Source organism: Flavobacterium salmonis, assembly GCF_903819435.1.
Lineage (GTDB): Bacteria > Bacteroidota > Bacteroidia > Flavobacteriales > Flavobacteriaceae > Flavobacterium > Flavobacterium chungangense.
On sequence record NZ_CAIJDP010000074.1, the window covers coordinates 14,571 to 32,121 of the forward strand.

Here is a 17,551-nt window from a genome sequence, read left to right on the forward strand (position 1 = left end):
CTTTGTACTAACACTCTATTCTGTCAGCCCGCAACTGCAAAAATCTTAATGAATGGCTGCCTTTTCAATAATAACCACCGTTGTTTTGCATTGTTGTTCAAAATATCCGATAGCAACTTTTAGATTTGGATCCTCCGCAAGAACTTTAAGGGATTTGAACAAGATACTGCAGTTACTGCTCAGGACCGCTCCAATTTGGCTTAGTGCTAACGCTCCGTAAATTGTATTGTATTCTTTTTCCGATATATAATTCTTGAACTTCATATCCTCAAGGTATGTCTGCATCATTATTAGTCCCAACTTCTTTAAGTTAGATGAAGAAAGACTTTTACAAATTGCAAAAACTGATGGTTGGCCAGAAATAGTAGTAATACAAAAGCTTGCATTCAGAATCACACCGACAGCATTTTCAGCACCAAACTTTTTTACAGCTTTATTAGTGACTTCCAATAGCTTTTCATTTTCATTTTTGAAATACCTGAATATATTTGTTACAATATTATTTGGAATGTTTATGGTATTACTTGGCAATTCAATAACATAGTCCTCCAGAGCGGTTTGGTTACCAGAAAGAATTGCAATGAGATAATTTTTCGATATATTATTGTTAAATTTAAAATCAACACGATAGAATCCTGCATTACTAGCAGAACCTAATTCGATTGATCCTGGCACTGAAGAGTATGAACTCTTCTTTATACCATTTTCAATTCCCAGCAGATCACCAGTAACTACTGCTTTTACTGGCTCACCAGTAACATAGTATTTTTTAGTAAATAAAACCATTTGAGAGTTGGAAAACTCGAAACAAAATAATAAGAATAACGTAGGTAAGATTCTTTTCATAAGATATGAATTTAATAATTATATGTAAAATTTAAGAACATAAACTTCTGATATCAAAAATGAAATCTGATCAAACCATTTATATGATTTCAATATTAATCGTTTCTTATAATTCTAATTTGAATAACTAAAGCCAGCAAGTGATCTTTAACCAAAAGCCTTAGGTTTAGTTATAAGAGCGATTCTGTTTCTATTTTTTTTTAATACCTCCTTTATCCTCACAATAAATAATTCCATGAAATAAAAAGGCAATATTATTTATAGGACCAAACAAATATCAGATTAATTAATAATAAAAAAACAAGTATAAATACCTGATGTTAAGAATGTAAGACTATATTAAGTGTTTTGCAGATTTAAAATAATCTAAAGAGAAATAAACCAAATTCTGGCCTGATTTAAACTGGCAGCATAGTGCGAAAACAATTTAAATGGAAATAAAAACAAGAGATTTAGATTTCAATTAAGCTGTTGCTTAAATATGACGTGAAATTGAATCTCTTAAATAAAATGATAATTAGTGAAGTTTTATAATAGTTTCGAACCTAAATTCGCCAGACCTTGATTTCGCTAGGTTTCTCGTTTTCAAAAACACCATTTGCCACGATTCTGCCACAAATTTCAAATTGTCATTTTTTTACTCGTAATCCACTGTTTAACAACGTGTTGTAATCTTTAGTTAATTGCATAGCAAAATACAAATTTTTATGACATCACTAACAAAACATTTTTAAGTTATTTATGTGATGAAGAAATTTAAGATTAACCTTTGAATATAGATTGGTTTTTACCAATTTTTAAAGCTAATCAATCCTAAATTAGCTAGTGAACACAAATTTTCCCATTTTTAAGGTGCTTATTATACAAATTTTTAAAGCTAATCAGCACTACAATAACTACTCCACACAAATTTTTGCATTTATAAAGCGCTTATTTTACAAAAAATTAAACACTATATGGCTTATTTTAGGATTTGTTCTTCCACATTTATTTGTTTATTATGCCTCTTCTTGTGTCAAGTAAAAGTTGGAAAAAACTTGACAATTGATGTATAATTGCATATCTTTGTAGTTATTATGACAGTAGCAGATAAAATAGAACGTAAAGTAAAACAGATTGCGCCGGGAGAGGTATTTGGATATGCTGCACTTGGTCTTTCTGCTGATGAATTACTGGCAGGAGCAAAAGCGCTTGGCAGACTGACTTCTAGAGGTATAGTTAAAAGAGCAAGAAAGGGATATTATTATAAACCCAAAATAAGTATGTTCGGCGAACAGAAACCCAGGGAAGAAGCGCTGCTGGGATTGTATTTGTATGAGGACAGTAGACAGACTGCTTATGTTACGGGCACAAGGCTTTATAATAGGCTGGGGCTGACTACACAGGTTACAAATGCAGTGCGTGTTGCCTCTCAGAGCAGGCAGATAAAAGGACGTGCTGGGAGTATGGCTGTAAAACCTGCGAAGAGTTATGTTAAGGTTACACCTGATAAGATTCGTTATCTTGAGATTCTGGATGTTATGAAAGATTTTAATTCTATTCCAGATATGCAGGCCAAAGACGGACTTACCTATTTAAAAAAAGAAATAGGTCGTTTAAAAAATGATGAGATTAAAAAGCTGGTATCTTACGGGATTTCATATCCTCCAAAAGTAAGAGCGCTGCTTGGAGCGGTGCTGGAAGATATAAAGGATTTCGGAGACTTAAAGAAGCTAAAGGCATCAATTAATCCAGCAAGCCGTTACCAGTATGGGATTACTGCGGAATTACTGCCTACTATTAATTACTGGAACATAGGATAATGAATTTACATTTAGATAAAGACAGTTTTGAAGGAGCCATTGTAATTGCGGCGGAGCATTTTAAAGTTTCAGAGATTTTAATAGAGAAAGATTACTGGGTTACATTTGCACTAAAAGAGCTGTTTTCGTCTGCAGTAAAAGACAATATTGTTTTTAAAGGCGGAACATCCCTTTCCAAATGTTATAAAATTATTCACAGGTTCTCTGAAGACATTGATCTCATAATTATAAAAGAGCCTGGTGATTCTGGCAACGCATTAAAAAATAAACTAAAAGAAGTAACGAATATAACAGATGATTCGATACTAAATCCTGTTGAGGATCATCCCGGTACAAATAAAAAAGGGAGCATTCGTAAAATAGTATATTCTTTTTCCAAGCTGGGCATGCAAGGACAGTATGGTGAGGTTGGAGAATTTATTGTGGTTGAGGTTTCTCATATGGGAAGTTCTGAGCCCCGCCAGACCACATATATCTGCAGCTTGATAGCAGAATATATTAAACAAAGCCAGACTCCTGAACTTATTGAAAGATTCGGGCTTGAGGATTTTCAAGTTACGGCGCTGGGAATTGAACGCACGTTCTGCGAAAAAATTATCAGTCTGGTACGTTTTTCACATACGGAAAACCCCCTTGAAGAATTGTCTAAAAAGGTGCGCCACACTTATGATCTTCATCTGCTGTTAAAGCAGGACAAAATTAAAGAATTCACTGCTTCAAAAGAATTTGACCAAATGCTGCTGCAGGTCGGACTCGATGATGATAAGGCCATTCCTAACAATAAAGACTGGCTATATGTGCACCCTGGAGACGCACTATTATTTAAAAGTACTGCAGCTGTTTGGGAACAATTAAAGAAAATTTATACTTCTTCGTTTAAAGAAATGGTGACTGGTGAACTTCCAAAGGAGGGTGAAGTTTTGGAGACTCTGATGTTTCTATCTGGGAGAATTCAGAAAATGGATTGGCCGATAACAAAATAATATTTCAGAAAAAATTAAGCGCTGGCAAACATTTATTATTCAAAGATTTGAAAAAAGTGAATTGTCTGAGTGATTTATTTTAAACAAAAAACTAAACGGATTTACTTTAAAAAGGTAAAAAACTTATTTGTTAGAAATGATATTGAATCTCTAAATTTCATATTTTCAAATTGACTCAAGTTTAAGTTTTGCAAACCACAAGATTTTATCGTAAAATTAGTTGGTGTACCCACAATTTTAAAATCTAGCGAAGGAACATTGTCTCCTGTAGATTCGTAATAAATAGGCAGTTCAGCTAGTTCCGCTTTAATTTCAATTAAGTCTTTACTTTCAATTATGTTGGGTTTAGCAAAAATGAAATATGTATATCCCAAATAGAATAATACCATAAATATCCACGAAAAAGTTGCTTTATTATTTTTTTTCATTCGTTTTTTACACGATTTTTGTCCTTATGCTCGCTAACGTTAGTTTGTCTCAAAACCTCCATTTTTTATTATTTTGAACGTAAATATAGCTGATTTAAACTACAAAAATAACTTCCTGTAAAAACTCAATCTGTTGATTGTTTTGAACGAGTACCCTTTTACTTATATAAACTAAATCAAAGCGTTTGCAATGTGGCTTTTTAGATACTTACTACTTAATAAAACGTATTAAGAACCTTTTTTTATTAGCCCGCGTTACAAAAGCTACAATTATCTTTTAAATATTATGTAGGCACTCGTTGCATACGAGCACCAGAGGGAATAAAAAAATCACTAACCGAATACTCCGTTGATCTGCGATAACACCCAACTGAAACCTCCGCCTGCCAAATTCACATAACAGGTTTGTCCACTGAATGCAATAATAGTTCTACCCGCAGGAGCAGTCACCTGAAAATTTTGTGGATCAACTACATTGGGATTAATGGTGGCGGGATAACTTGTGCCGTTGATGGTGATTTGAACTACCACATTTTGTCCGTACCAATAGCCTGTTACGTAACTGAAAGCGTTGAGGCCATTTGTGAGATTGATCGGATTATTCCCATTGCCGCCATCACCACCGTGTTGTAATAGTTGTACCACATACGAGCCGTCGCTGCTGGCATTGGTACATTGGATGGCATCCACAACATCTCCGCTACGGATAACGATACTTTGGATAATAGTAGGAGTAGTTTGCGCATTCAAGATGGCTCCATCGTCGAACACAACCACATCCGGTTGGCCGGTCAGGTATGGCAGCATCAATAGTTGCTGACTTTGCTCGAAAGGCCAGTTGGAAGAATCAAGCCGCCAACTCATCATAGTTTGGTAGAGGTATTGCTTACTCTGGTACTGAATCCCAGCAGCGTATTGCTGAGAAGCATAAAGCGCAGTGACACCACTTTCTAAATAAGCACCGAATCCCAATAGATCGGCATTGATACCGTGTGCAATAAATACGCTAGGATCGCTAACCCAGTAACTTTGCAAATTGAACACATCCACATTGGCATTCACAGCATCCGCATTCAGGTTGTTGACATTACCGGACTGGTTAGAACTCGCCGAAATGGCCAGATAATAGGTATCCCCGAAAGCCTTACCCAATGCGTTGAGCCATTGGCCACATTGCTTATGGGAGAGTTGGCTCGTGGGCTGTTCCCAATCAATGTCGAAACCATTGAGGTCATTGTTAGCCAGAAAGTTGGCAACATTTGTCGCAAAAGTGGTCAGCAGGGCGGGGTTGTTGATGATCGTTTGGAGATCGTTGGTGATTTCTTGGGTATAGGCCAGTAAAGCAAATATGGTGATGTCCGGGTTTTGTGCACGGGCATCTAAAACCTGTTGTGCAAGATATGTGTTACTGGTTTGCAGGGTGGGACTGCTAGGGTTACTCATATCCACTCCAAACCAGCCGATGCTCAGGTAATCAAGGGTGCTGTATATCCCGTTGAGCTTAATAGAACTAAAATTGCTGTTGGGTGAGCTGTAGGTCGCGTTTGCTGGATGTAGCTCATTAGTCAGCCACGCACCGATGGCGCCGGTAAAGTTTTTTTTGCTTTTCATGTGATTAGAATTTTAGAGTTTTCTACCTAGTTTTTAATTTCTTTATTAAAAATACCAACTAATAGGCTTTTATAATGCAAAAAATGTAATGAGTACGATTTTCTAATGTATGAGTAAGCATAATCTTGGAATAAGATGCAGTTAATTATTTTAAACGATTTAGAAGAAGAATTAAAGGTTAAGAATCAAAACACAAAATTAGATTATAAAATAAACACAAATTTGTCTTATGGATTTTTAAAAAACCGAATTTTAGAATTGCTTTTTAAAGAAGCTCCTTTAGAAGAAGTATTCAGGTTCTGTCGCATCTAGCTACGTTTTATCTTTGCCTTTTTAAATTCTTAAACTCATGAATACTAAAGGTAATTGCTATCCGAAGTCTATTATACTGCAGGCCGTATATTTTAAGCTTAGGTTTACATTAAGCTATCGGGATGTTGAAGAGATCATGAAAATGCGAGGAGTTTCTGTTGATCATGCTACTATTCATCGCCGGGTTTTTAAGTTTACACCTTTGCTTGAGTCAGCGATGAAGAAGAGAAAAGGCAGAGTGGAGGCGAGTTGGAGATTGGATGAAACCTCTATCAAAGTAAAAAGTATTTGGTGTTATTTATATAGATCGGTTGATAAACTAGGCAATACAATAGACTTTCTTTTGACCGGAAAAAGCCAGAGAATGAGCGCTCAGCAATACCGCTGTTTCATTTTCCGGTATCATCCGTTTATTTTCTCCTTATGATAATGCTTTAGCCATTTTTCCATTTTCAGCAATAGCTGAATTTCTTTCAGGTCTGCTGACGGGTCAGAAAGTCCTGTAATGGTTCTTTCGTAGTTGTATTTTTTATCCTCAAAGGAGGAAGTGGATTTTGGGAACTCATTGTGCGATACCAGCCACTTGTCGCGGTCTGTAGTTGCAATTTCAAACTTCTTCATTTTTCTTACTCTACAGAGCAGCTGCAGGTACTTAAGTGTTATTGTTGTTTTATGCTTTTTAATGCTGCATTGTAAAGAGCAAAATTAAGGGATTATTGCCCTTGTTTTATTATATAATTTACAGCCGGGCTGTATTTTTTTGATGCTGTTGATTATCGCTGAGATACATCGAGGTAGTAAGAATTGCTTGCGGAATCTAATTCGGATGATTAGCATCGTGAATTGTATAAAATATTAGTTTTTAGGTTTAATATTACTTTTTTGGAGCTTTTCCCGCTATTCGCTGCACCCAAGCGTCAGCCAACTGGAGAAGCAATCGGGGCTAATTAGGGTATCACTGCTGCTTTTCTGTAATCCAAAGTATAAGGAATTATCAGTTTGATTTTTAATTTGATTAAAAAGATAGCCAATTCCGTTGTAGCTGTTATGTACAGTACTTTCTTAAGTCATCCAAATTTCATATATACCGATTATTGTCCAGATCCCGTAAACTTTTTTCAGAAAATATTTACTTCCAGTCGCGCTGTCTGTAAATTTCCAATAAATAACAGAAACAACACAATTTTCGTAATTATTGTCAAAAACAGGCTGGCTTACAGCAATTATGTTTTGTCTTTTCTTTGTTTTTTCAAATAGTTCTTCGGCGTCTTTTTTAGTCATAAATTTATGGTTTTCAATAAAATCAGGGCCGTAATTCAGTTGGTTTATTAATTCTGAATTCCAAATGCCATTACTGCTTTTTACAGCGTTTGCTTCAATTTCTTTTAGTATGTTTTCAGGGACTTCAAGCCCTGTTTCCTCTTTGAAAATTAGCTGCTCAAAACTAGTTTTAGATTTTTCACATTGAACATATATTCCTCGTGTACGCTTTCCAATTTGGTGGTCAATGATTTTTTTAAAAACGTCGGATTCCGGGTTTTTTTGTGAATAACTCAAAGCTGAAATTAGTATCAGCAGTATCTTTAAAGTTCTTTTCATAGTATTGTAGACAACTAATTTATACCAGCCATAATTGGCACCAATAGGGCTTTTTTAGCCGGCTTTGTGCAGGCAGTAAGCTTGTTGGCGAATATAACTATAATATAGTAAATCTAATAGTTGTGCAGCAATAGCTCTCAAGTTATTTTACTTCTCGTGCTGTTTTTGCTATTGCTGGAAATCAGCTGATTTAGTTTTAGGCTCGATGAGTCCAGTATCAGGAACTGCCGGGGGAATCTGATTTGGAGTGATTATCGTGGATTGTATATATTATTTTTTTTTTAGGTTTGATGTTATTTTTAGGAGCTATTCCCGCTGTACGCTTCACCCGAGCGCAAGCGAACTGGCGAAGCAATCTTTTGTGCCGAAACCCGGCACAAAAGGATTTTCACTGCCATCGGGGCTAAGGCTGCTGACCAGCCCTGTTTTGTTTTGGAGAACTGCATATTGGAACCCAATTGCTGTACTTGTAATCAATACTCAATTTTCTTTTTAAAATACCATAAGCCACAATTCTTTCACAAAGCTGTTATTGCTTCCATTCAAAAAAAACAAATAAGGTGTTCGGCTGCAGAAGCAGAAAATCAATCAAGAACAAAAACACAGGGACCTGTCTTGCAATAAAATAGGATTAGAAAATTTGTAATTTATTTACTTAAATAAAAGGTAATAGCTGTGAATCAGTTATCTTACTTTTCCTGCCACTATTTTGACTATTGTTGAAATCCTAATAAGTTTCGAACCTAAACTCGCTAGACCTTGGTTTTGCTGGATTTCTATTATTCAAAAATTTCATGTGCCACGATTATGCCACAAAACTCAAAGCACTAATATTTATGACATTTTTAGAGATGTAATATATTCGAAACTAAACTCGTTAGGTCTTAATTTTGATGGAATTTTTGTTTGTAAAAACAGCATGTTCCACGATTTTGCCGTAAAACTTAGACTGGTAAAATATTTCTAAAAAACCGCCTTAAGTTTTTATGGAAAAAAAGATGTCCACTCCTAATTTAATATTTTATCTTCCTAAAATATGTTTTAATAAAAATTAGAACCTTACAAAAAAATGGCGCCATTTGTCTTTAAGTGGCGCCATTTGGCTTTCTAGTCGGGGTGGCTCCATTCGAACCTGCGGTCTTACCGATCGCAATCGCGACGTAATAACGATTTAATTATATTTTTAAATGTAAAAGAGCTCTATAAAGATAGGGGATAGATTAAAGGTTTAATTAATTTGTTTAAATGGAAAGAGCCAATTAAAGTCAAAAAACGCCATTCAAAGCATTAAATTGATTACTTGTTTGTTGATGCATTACTTTCGTTATGTCATTCTAAATGATATAATGTAGAAATAAAATTGTGCTATGGAGGAAATTATCACTAAAGAAGATTTAAGGCAGTTTGGTTTGCTGTTATTAGACAATATGCGAACTATTATTAGAGAGAGTAATAATGGAATAACTGAAATTTTGCAGCCTGAATGGCTGAAAAGTAAAGCTGTAAGAAAGTTACTGGATATTTCTGCGGGTTCAGTGCAGAATCTTAGAATCTCAAAGAAGGTGCGTTTTAAAAAAGTTCTGGGCTCATATTATTACAATAAGGAAGATCTTCTAAAACTTTTTTCTGATGAATAAAGTAAATGAAAAATTTGAAGTTAAAATAATGAACTATTTATCTATTTGTCTAGACGATCCAAAGCTCAATGTATGGCATCTTGCAATTTTAACAGCAATTCTAAATCTGGGATATAGGCAAGGGGAGAGGCGACGAGTCAAAGTCAACCGGAGAAGTATTATGATGCTTTCGCACATAAATACACTGCCTACTTATCACAAATACTTTAAAGAGCTTCAGAATTTTGGCTATATAAAATATATGCCTTCTTATCATCCAGGCAGTAGGAGCGAGGTTGAATTAATTAAAAAGAGGGTATCTCGAAATATGAGATAACCTCTTTTACGTTTTAATTATTGTCTCTATAATGATGAAATATTATATTTCTCTTTAATTATTTCTATTTCTTTCTCGAGTCTGCTCAGTGCAGTCAAATCTTCCATTGAAATTTCGGTTTTTTCAGGGTTTAGTTTTCTATTCAGCAGCGTCATTTCCCGGCCTATAGTAGCCTGCTCTGTAATAGCGTAAGATTCTGTCTGTTTGACTGATGAATGTCCCAGCATTTCCTTTACTACATTAATGGGGACGTTATTGTTCAATGTTACTGTGCTTCCAAATGTCCTGCGGGCCATGTGTGTGTTCAGAGTAAATGGGAAACCGCATAGAGATGCAATTTCTTTAAGGTATTCATTCATTTTCTGATTAGAAGAGACTGGCAGTACAGTTCCGCGCTTAAGACAGAGCGGATGGTCTTTGTATTTTTCAAGAATTTCGATCGCTTTTGGAAGAAGCGGAATTCTTGCCGTAGAATTGGTTTTCTGTCTTTCAGATAAAATCCACTGATTTCCGTCAACACCGTCTTTTATGTCAGCTCTTTGGAGCTGAAAAGCATCAATGTAAGCAAGTCCCGTGTAGCACTGGAAAACAAATATATCACGTACGGTGTTAAGCCGGTCAGTTGAAAATTGATGTTTCTCCAGCTGGGCTAATTCATTTGCGGATATAGGCTTCTTTACGATTTTAGTTTTCTTTCCTTTAAAACTCTTAAATGGATCTTTGATGATGATTTCTTTATCAATTGCCCGTATTACAATTTTCTTGAAGTTGGCAATGTATTTAAGTGTCGTATTATTTGCGCATTTCCTTACAGTGCGAAGATAGAACTCAAAGTCTTTTATGAATTCAAAATTTAAATCAGCAAATTCAAAATCAACAGCATTGTATTTTAATTTAATGAAAGCCGTTAGGTGATTTTTAGTGATATTGAATCTCTCCAGTGTGGCTTCTGTATATCCGTTTCCAATAAGGGCTTTCATTTCATCATTGTGTTTTTGAAATTCTTCCAGCACCTTGGCTTTGGGAGTTATTCTTCCCATGACATGGTCCATAATCTTTTGGGAAGTTATTGGTTTTCCGGTGTACATAATTTTGGCTTTGATTTCATGGATTTTCGCAGTGAGTGAATCCAGAAAAAAGTTCAGGGATTTTGCATCTTCTTTTGTGCCTGTTGCTCTTTCGGTTTTCTTGTTCCAGCGCTCAGTGTCCCACTGGCGTCTGGTGGATGCTTCTTTCGGGATTCCGTCAACGGTTATCCTGAAATAGACACTTCTAATGTTACTCTCATTGTGGCGGGGTGCTTTCAAAAAGAAAATCAACCCAAAGCTGTTCTCTAGCATAATTCAACTTTATTAGATTAGTAAATGTAGAATTATAACCTCATTTAAACAAGATGTAAACGTGCTTAACCCCTTTGATATCGGGACTTAAGATGAAATTTTGTGGCGCAACTTTGAACTTTGAAAATGCGCCACGAATGCGCCACAAAGTTTTTGTTCGATTTTATAAATATTGAAAAGCGGTATAAAAGAAAAAACCCTGCAAATCGTTGGATTTGCAGGGTTTACCGCTCTTTTTGGCCTTTTTTGAAAACTTTGAAAATCTTGTTTTTCCTCTGTTTTCGGTCCTTCGCGGAGAAAGAGGGATTCGAACCCCCGGACCTGTTACAGTCAACAGTTTTCAAGACTGCCGCATTCGACCGCTCTGCCATTTCTCCAGTATGTTGCCATCATTTACTGATTGCGAGTGCAAATATAAGACGCTTTTTCGGTTTTGGAAACTTTTTTAGAACTTTTTTTGATAGATTTTCAAGTGTCTAATTATCAGTATTTACGAAAGTGTAAATTTTTAAAAATTATTCTAAATCGTCTAAAATCGGCGTTGGTTTTTTGTTTTCATCTACGGCAACAAACGAAAAAGTTCCTGAAACTACCGTTTCGCGAAGCTCCGAATACATTTGTTCCATAAAAATATCTACATGAATTTTGCAGCTTGTTCTTCCAACACTATCCACTTTTGCAACTAATTCGATTAAAGTGCCGGCCGGAATTGCTTTTTTAAAATCAATTTGACCTGTAGAAATAGTCACCACCTTCTTTCGGCTGAATCGTGTCGCGCAGATAAAAGCAACTTCATCCATCAGATGAAGTGCTGTACCTCCAAATAAAGTATCGTAATGGTTGGTCGTACTAGGAAAAACAGCTTTAAAAATACGGGTTTCTGATTTTATGATTCTTTCTTCTATTGTCCCCATATTAATAGTTCACATATTCAGTAATCTCCAATCCGTAACCAATCATTCCAACGCGTTTGGTTTGCTGGGTATTAGAAACCAGTTTAATTTTTGAAATATCAAGATCATGTAAAATTTGGGCACCGATACCATAGTCTTTAGTGTCTATCACCACTTTAGGGGCTTTCATGGTTCCTGCTGCCTGTAAGGCTTTCAACTCAGAGATTCGGTTTAAAAGATTCACAGCAGTCATATCCTGATTGATAAAAATAACCGCACCTTTACCGTCTTCATTGATGATCTTAAACATATCATCCAATTGCTGATCGACATTATTGGTTAGAGTACCCAATAAGTCATTATTAACCTGAGAAGAATGGATTCGGGTTAAGATGGATTCGCCTAAATTCCACGTACCTTTGGTTAAGGCAATATGTATTTGTTTATTAGTGGTTTGTTCGTAAGCTCTTAATCTGAAAGTGCCAAAACGGGTTTCGATATCAAAATCTTCTTTTTTAACGATCAGACTGTCGTGTTGCATTCTGTAGGCGACTAAATCTTCAATAGAAACCAATTTCAGATTGAATTTTTTGGCAACTTCAACCAATTGTGGCAAACGTGCCATCGTTCCGTCTTCATTCAGGATTTCACAAATAACCCCAGCCGATTTAAAACCTGCAAGTCTTGCAAAATCTATAGCGGCCTCTGTATGGCCAGTTCTTCGTAATACACCACCTTGTTTGGCAACTAAAGGGAAAATATGTCCCGGGCGGGCTAATTCATGCGGTTTGGTATTCGGATCTACTAATGATAAAACCGTTTTTGCCCTGTCAGCGGCAGAAATTCCGGTTGTAACCCCGTTTCCTTTTAAATCAATAGATACGGTAAAAGCAGTTTCCATATGATCCGTATTGTTGGTCACCATCGGACGTAAATCAAGTTCCTTACAACGACTTTCAGTAAGAGGCGTACAAATTAAGCCACGACCATGGGTAGCCATAAAGTTGATCATTTCCGGAGTTGTTTTTTCGGCTGCAGCGAGGAAATCTCCTTCGTTTTCGCGATCCTCATCATCGACTACAATGATGACTTTACCTTGACGAATATCTTCTATAGCTTCTTCAATGGTATTGAGTTGTATTTTTGTTGACATAATTATTTTGGGTTTTGAGAAGGAAAAAACCTCTCGGAAATTTTCTGAAATAGTTGTTGAACAGGAGTTGTTATGGCATCAAAATTGACTAAGCCATTGTCGTTTGTAGCACGATAGGTCAATAAAATTGCTAGTGGAGATAATATAATCGAAGACATCCAGGCTCCCAGAAACGGAGTCATTCCGCCTTCTTGTGATAATCTTTTTCCAAAAGTATTGATGAAATGAAAAGTAATGAATATTAAAACCGCAAATACAATAGGTAAGCCAAGTCCTCCTTTTCTAATAATAGCCCCTAAGGGTGCACCGATAAAAAACATTAGAAAACAGGCAAACGCAATAACAAATTTTTCGTAAAGTGCAGATAGATGTTTATTGATGTCACGTTGTTTGTCTTTTAATTCCTTTTGAGTCGATTCTATAGAATAAATAGTGCTGGTCATATTACTGCTTGCCATATCTAAAATCGCCTTTTTTTGTTTAGTATCGTAAAGTGACAAAAGGTTGTTGGGTAATGACTTTTTTTTCTTTTTTTCTTTTATAACTGCAACAAATTTTGATAAGCCTACACGCTGGTTTATGTTTTCAGTAAAGGAAACAACTTCATTGTCTCTGTTTTTATTTAATGAATCCAATGTGTAACGCAATTCATTAACATTTAGCATACTGCTGGTGCTGTTGATGTTTTCGTTTTCAGTATCTGTTTTGTTTAATTCTGATAGGTCTATATTAATAATTTGCTTTTTAAAAGCTCCTTTTACAAAAGGTAATTTCGCCCTGTCTTCATATTTTTTTGGAGTAACATCCTGATAATAATAGCCGTCATTAAGCACTAATTTAAGGATACTGGATTTCTCGCTGCTTATTAATTCTCCATTCTTAGCTTTTATAACCGTTTTGTTTTCCCCCATATTTGAAGGTTTTTCATGAATGGTAACACCGGTTAAAATATTTCCGTTTTCTCCGGATTTTTTATTTACCTTAATATTATAGAAGCCAACATCGTTAAATTGCCCTTCTGCTATTGCCATTGCGGGTTTGGCCTGAGCGATGTTTTTTCTGAAATTAACAAATTTATATTCGGCAAAAGGGATTACATTGTTAGAAAACCAAAAGGCAACAATACTTAATAATAAGATAAAAATAATGAGAACTCTCATGGCTCTCTGAAGGGAAATACCTGAAGATTTCATGGCTGCAAACTCGTAATTTTCAGCCAAATTACCGAAAGTCATTATTGAAGCCAATAAAACCGATAAAGGCAAAACAAGCGGGATAATCCTTGGCATTGAGAAAAGCAGGAACTTTACAACTAAGATCAAATCCAAATCTTTACCGGCTAATTCAGAAATAAAAAGCCAGACCGTTTGAAGTATGAATATAAAAAAAAGGATTACAAATACCGTAGTAAATGTAATCAGGAATGTTTTTAGTAAGTATTTGTCTAAAATTTTCAACCTTGTAATTAATCTAATTTATTGATGTAGTATTTTGGGTATTTACTCGCCACAAAGGTAAATTGATTTTTTGATAAAGGCTGATTGGTTTTAAAAGAATTAACGGTTAAAGTGGTTTTTGTACCATTTTTTCCTGTTTCAATCAAATTATAGATGTGTTTGGTCTGCACATCAATCCCTAAAAGGATTTCTTTTCGCTGATCTTTTCCGCTAGTTGGTACTAATTTGATATATTGGATTTTTCTTCCTTTTACATTTTGAACAATATCCATGTTGTATTTATAACCTGAATTGAAAAAAGTAAGCATTTTTGAAGGGGTGATCGCATTATCATCCTTTTCGTTTACTTTAGAAATAGTAACTTCTTCGTCTTCAGGAACAATGGTGTATGTCTTTTGTCCGTCAAATATTTTAGTAACGCCCATGAAATTCAATACATATTGATTGCCTTTCATAATTACATTTCCTTTACTATCCTGATTAATGTTTTCTTTGGCGTTGTTTAAAGAGTATTTAAAATCAATAGAAATATTGTTGTAGCTTTTTATTTTTGCGGTTACCTGGTTCAATAAATCCTTGGCTTTTTTATCCTGAGCCTGAACAGAAGTAAAGCTTAAAAGCAATAAAATTGCTATTTGCAGACACTTTTTACTCATTTTCATGATAGAATTGTTTGTGATTTCCTGAATTTTCGTTTTCATGATGGGGTTAATTTTGTTCATTATTAAAAAATTGATCAAGAGCACTTAAATCTAGGATATTTACGTTTCGGGCTTTACTGCCTTCAAAAGGGCCAACAATTCCGGCTGCTTCCAATTGATCAATCAAACGACCAGCTCTGTTGTAGCCTAATTTTAATTTCCTTTGCAATAATGAAGCTGAACCTTGTTGTGCATTGACAATAATCTCTGCTGCCTCTCTAAATAAAGTATCTCTTTCAGAAATATCCATATCAAGATTGATGCCAGTTTCCTCTCCAACAAACTCCGGAAGCAAATAAGCTGTGGCATACGCTTTTTGTGAGCCAATAAAATCTGTGATTTTTTCGACTTCAGGAGTGTCAATGAAAGCACACTGAACACGGATAACGTCGTTTCCATTTGAGTATAATAAATCTCCACGACCAATTAGCTGATCGGCTCCTTGTGTGTCCAAAATTGTTCTGGAATCAATTTTAGAAGTTACCCTAAAGGCAATTCTCGCAGGGAAATTGGCTTTAATCAAACCGGTAATAACGTTTACCGAAGGTCTTTGTGTGGCAATAATTAAATGAATACCAATCGCACGAGCTAACTGAGCCAGACGGGCGATAGGAATTTCAACTTCTTTACCTGCAGTCATAATTAAATCGGCGAACTCGTCTACCACCAAAACAATGTAAGGTAAAAATCGGTGGCCGGCTTCCGGATTTAATTTTCGGGACTTGAATTTTTCGTTGTACTCCTTAATATTACGAACCATTGCATCTTTTAATAAAGAATAACGGTTGTCCATTTCGGTACAAAGCGAATTTAAGGTGTTGACAACTTTTGCATTATCAGTAATAATAGCATCTTCCGTATCCGGTAGTTTGGCCAAATAATGTCTTTCAATTTTATTGAAAAGTGTAAGTTCGACTTTTTTCGGATCGACCAGAACGAATTTTACTTCTGCCGGATGTTTTTTGTACAGAAGGGAAGTTAAAACCGCATTCAATCCAACAGATTTTCCTTGTCCAGTAGCACCTGCCATCAAAAGGTGGGGCATTTTGGCTAAATCCACAACAAAAGTTTCGTTTGAAATCGTTTTGCCCAGAGCAATTGGAAGTTCCATTTCGGCTTCCTGAAATTTAGCAGATCCAATAACACTTTTCATAGAAACCATAGTAGGAGTCTTATTTGGAACTTCAATACCAATAGTTCCTTTTCCGGGAATTGGTGCAATAATACGAATTCCTAATGCAGAAAGTGATAAGGCAATATCGTCTTCTAGACTCTTTATTTTAGAGATCCTGATTCCGGCTTCGGGTACAATTTCATATAAAGTTACCGATGGTCCAACGGTTGCTTTTATCTGTGCAATTTCTATTTTGTAGTTACGAAGTGTATCTACAATTTTATTTTTATTTTCTTCTAATTCTTCCTGGTTGATTGTAATTCCTCCGGTCGAGTATTCTTTTAATAACTCGATTGTCGGAAATTTATAATTTGATAAATCCAAAGTTGGGTCAAATAATCCGAAATCAGCAACTAATCTTGAAGCCAGGTTTTCCTCTATAATATCTTCTTCTTCGGCTTTTTCAATAACAAATTCTTCGTTGTGATGAACCGGTGATTCTGTTGCCGGATTTATATTCATTTCAACCGGCTTTAAAATTGGATTTAAATCAATTTCTGATGAATTTGTAATAGTCGGTTTTAAAGCCTCTTTGTTGATTTCAAACTTCGTATCGTCTTTCTTTAAATGTATATTGTCTAATTCCGGATCTTCTTCCTCAATAGCAAACTCTTCCAGATTATAGGCGCTTTCAGGTTCCTGATGCTGTTGCTGTTTTTTGATAGAATCCAGCTCAGATTTTAATTCATTTTTAGTGGAATCAAAATAGGACTGAATTTTTTCAGGAGATACTTTGATTTTAAAAATCAGATAGACAATTAATCCAAAAAGCAGTGTTAGTAAAGTTCCTGTTTTTCCGATGTAATCTTGAAGAAATAAATTGAGTTCGTATCCAATTGTTCCTCCTAATTCAGGTGCTGAAGTAGCAAAGAATCCAAACAATACAGAAACAATGATAATGGCAAATAAATCCCAAAACCATGTGCCTTTTAGTTTTTTGGTTGACATTTCCAAGGCCAAAAATAATCCGGTAAGGAAAAATAGACGTACAAAAATGAAGGAAGCAATACCGAAACCTTTGTATACAATTAAGTCGGCAAGATAAGCTCCGAATTTTCCGAGCCAATTTTGCACCACTTCAGTACGATCTTCCAGATGACTTACGGCACTTTGATCTGTTTGCCATTGTCCGTTGACATAAAAAGAAATAAATGCAACTAATAATGCGATAGAAAATAGTACCAAAAGGCAGCCTAAAACAAATTTTTGTTGTTTGGATAGCTTCCAGGATCTTTTAGTATCCGCTTTTGGTTCGTTTTTTTTGTCTGTAGTTTCTTTTTTGGTTGTTTTTGCCATTCT

17 protein-coding genes and 1 tRNA gene are annotated in these 17,551 nt (G+C 35.4%); 6 read left to right on the forward strand and 12 right to left on the reverse strand.

Annotated elements, in window-relative coordinates; all coding sequences use genetic code 11:
* Positions 1 to 45 precede the first annotated feature (45 nt).
* Positions 46 to 846: a hypothetical protein gene (locus tag FLACHUCJ7_RS14520; protein WP_180909382.1), complete on the reverse strand. Its 801-nt coding sequence runs from the start codon at positions 844 to 846 to the stop codon at positions 46 to 48.
* Positions 847 to 1,922: 1,076 nt separating this feature from the next.
* Between FLACHUCJ7_RS14520 and FLACHUCJ7_RS14525 the strand changes: the two genes are divergently transcribed.
* Positions 1,923 to 2,648 (forward strand): DUF6088 family protein, encoded by a 726-nt coding sequence (locus FLACHUCJ7_RS14525; protein ID WP_180909383.1) that lies wholly within the window; start codon positions 1,923 to 1,925, stop codon positions 2,646 to 2,648.
* Complete coding sequence (locus tag FLACHUCJ7_RS14530; protein WP_180909384.1) at positions 2,648 to 3,631, forward strand: nucleotidyl transferase AbiEii/AbiGii toxin family protein; 984 nt, start codon at positions 2,648 to 2,650, stop codon at positions 3,629 to 3,631. Before FLACHUCJ7_RS14525 ends, FLACHUCJ7_RS14530 begins: the two co-directional genes overlap by 1 nt.
* 101 nt (positions 3,632 to 3,732) lie before the next feature.
* Here the strand turns inward: FLACHUCJ7_RS14530 and FLACHUCJ7_RS14535 are convergent, their stop codons facing one another.
* Positions 3,733 to 4,059 (reverse strand): hypothetical protein, encoded by a 327-nt coding sequence (locus FLACHUCJ7_RS14535; RefSeq protein WP_180909385.1) that lies wholly within the window; start codon positions 4,057 to 4,059, stop codon positions 3,733 to 3,735.
* A gap of 333 nt (positions 4,060 to 4,392) precedes the next feature.
* Positions 4,393 to 5,670 (reverse strand): glycosyl hydrolase family 18 protein, encoded by a 1,278-nt coding sequence (locus FLACHUCJ7_RS14540; protein ID WP_180909386.1) that lies wholly within the window; start codon positions 5,668 to 5,670, stop codon positions 4,393 to 4,395.
* Positions 5,671 to 5,805: 135 nt separating this feature from the next.
* On the opposite strand from FLACHUCJ7_RS14540, the gene FLACHUCJ7_RS14545 reads away from it, so the two are divergent.
* Positions 5,806 to 5,982: a hypothetical protein gene (locus FLACHUCJ7_RS14545; protein WP_180909387.1), complete on the forward strand. Its 177-nt coding sequence runs from the start codon at positions 5,806 to 5,808 to the stop codon at positions 5,980 to 5,982.
* 217 nt (positions 5,983 to 6,199) lie between these two features.
* Positions 6,200 to 6,409, forward strand: a complete 210-nt coding sequence (locus FLACHUCJ7_RS25625; protein WP_394367949.1) for a DDE-type integrase/transposase/recombinase — start codon at positions 6,200 to 6,202, stop codon at positions 6,407 to 6,409.
* Here FLACHUCJ7_RS25625 and FLACHUCJ7_RS14555 read toward each other — a convergent pair.
* Both FLACHUCJ7_RS14555 and FLACHUCJ7_RS14560 read right to left on the reverse strand, forming a co-directional pair.
* Positions 6,385 to 6,603: a hypothetical protein gene (locus FLACHUCJ7_RS14555; RefSeq protein ID WP_180909389.1), complete on the reverse strand. Its 219-nt coding sequence runs from the start codon at positions 6,601 to 6,603 to the stop codon at positions 6,385 to 6,387. The two genes, FLACHUCJ7_RS25625 and FLACHUCJ7_RS14555, sit on opposite strands and share 25 nt — an antisense overlap.
* Before the next feature lie 441 nt (positions 6,604 to 7,044).
* Positions 7,045 to 7,581, reverse strand: coding sequence for a hypothetical protein (locus tag FLACHUCJ7_RS14560; RefSeq protein WP_180909390.1), 537 nt, complete (start codon positions 7,579 to 7,581; stop codon positions 7,045 to 7,047).
* 1,367 nt (positions 7,582 to 8,948) lie between these two features.
* Here FLACHUCJ7_RS14560 and FLACHUCJ7_RS14565 point away from each other — a divergent pair.
* The gene (locus FLACHUCJ7_RS14565; RefSeq protein ID WP_180909391.1) at positions 8,949 to 9,218 is read left to right on the forward strand and encodes a MerR family transcriptional regulator; all 270 of its coding nucleotides are present in this window, start codon (positions 8,949 to 8,951) and stop codon (positions 9,216 to 9,218) included.
* Positions 9,211 to 9,534, forward strand: a complete 324-nt coding sequence (locus tag FLACHUCJ7_RS14570; RefSeq protein ID WP_230408838.1) for a hypothetical protein — start codon at positions 9,211 to 9,213, stop codon at positions 9,532 to 9,534. Before FLACHUCJ7_RS14565 ends, FLACHUCJ7_RS14570 begins: the two co-directional genes overlap by 8 nt.
* 26 nt (positions 9,535 to 9,560) lie before the next feature.
* Here the strand turns inward: FLACHUCJ7_RS14570 and FLACHUCJ7_RS14575 are convergent, their stop codons facing one another.
* From FLACHUCJ7_RS14575 to FLACHUCJ7_RS14605, 7 genes are all read right to left on the reverse strand, one after another.
* Positions 9,561 to 10,874 carry a site-specific integrase gene (locus tag FLACHUCJ7_RS14575; RefSeq protein ID WP_180909392.1) on the reverse strand — a complete coding sequence of 438 codons (1,314 nt, stop codon included), beginning with the start codon at positions 10,872 to 10,874 and terminating at the stop codon, positions 9,561 to 9,563.
* 292 nt (positions 10,875 to 11,166) lie between these two features.
* Positions 11,167 to 11,251 (reverse strand) — tRNA-Ser (locus FLACHUCJ7_RS14580).
* Positions 11,252 to 11,389: 138 nt separating this feature from the next.
* Complete coding sequence (locus FLACHUCJ7_RS14585; protein ID WP_180909393.1) at positions 11,390 to 11,788, reverse strand: acyl-CoA thioesterase; 399 nt, start codon at positions 11,786 to 11,788, stop codon at positions 11,390 to 11,392.
* A gap of 1 nt (position 11,789) precedes the next feature.
* On the reverse strand, positions 11,790 to 12,920 hold the full coding sequence (ribB, locus tag FLACHUCJ7_RS14590) for a 3,4-dihydroxy-2-butanone-4-phosphate synthase (RefSeq protein WP_031453675.1): 1,131 nt from the start codon (positions 12,918 to 12,920) through the stop codon (positions 11,790 to 11,792).
* 2 nt (positions 12,921 to 12,922) lie between these two features.
* Positions 12,923 to 14,377, reverse strand: a complete 1,455-nt coding sequence (locus FLACHUCJ7_RS14595) for an LptF/LptG family permease (RefSeq protein ID WP_180909394.1) — start codon at positions 14,375 to 14,377, stop codon at positions 12,923 to 12,925.
* An 8-nt stretch (positions 14,378 to 14,385) separates the two neighbouring features.
* Complete coding sequence (locus FLACHUCJ7_RS14600; protein WP_078227997.1) at positions 14,386 to 15,078, reverse strand: LolA family protein; 693 nt, start codon at positions 15,076 to 15,078, stop codon at positions 14,386 to 14,388.
* Between the two features lie 7 nt (positions 15,079 to 15,085).
* Positions 15,086 to 17,548, reverse strand: coding sequence for a DNA translocase FtsK (locus FLACHUCJ7_RS14605; RefSeq protein WP_180909395.1), 2,463 nt, complete (start codon positions 17,546 to 17,548; stop codon positions 15,086 to 15,088).
* Positions 17,549 to 17,551: the final 3 nt, after the last annotated feature.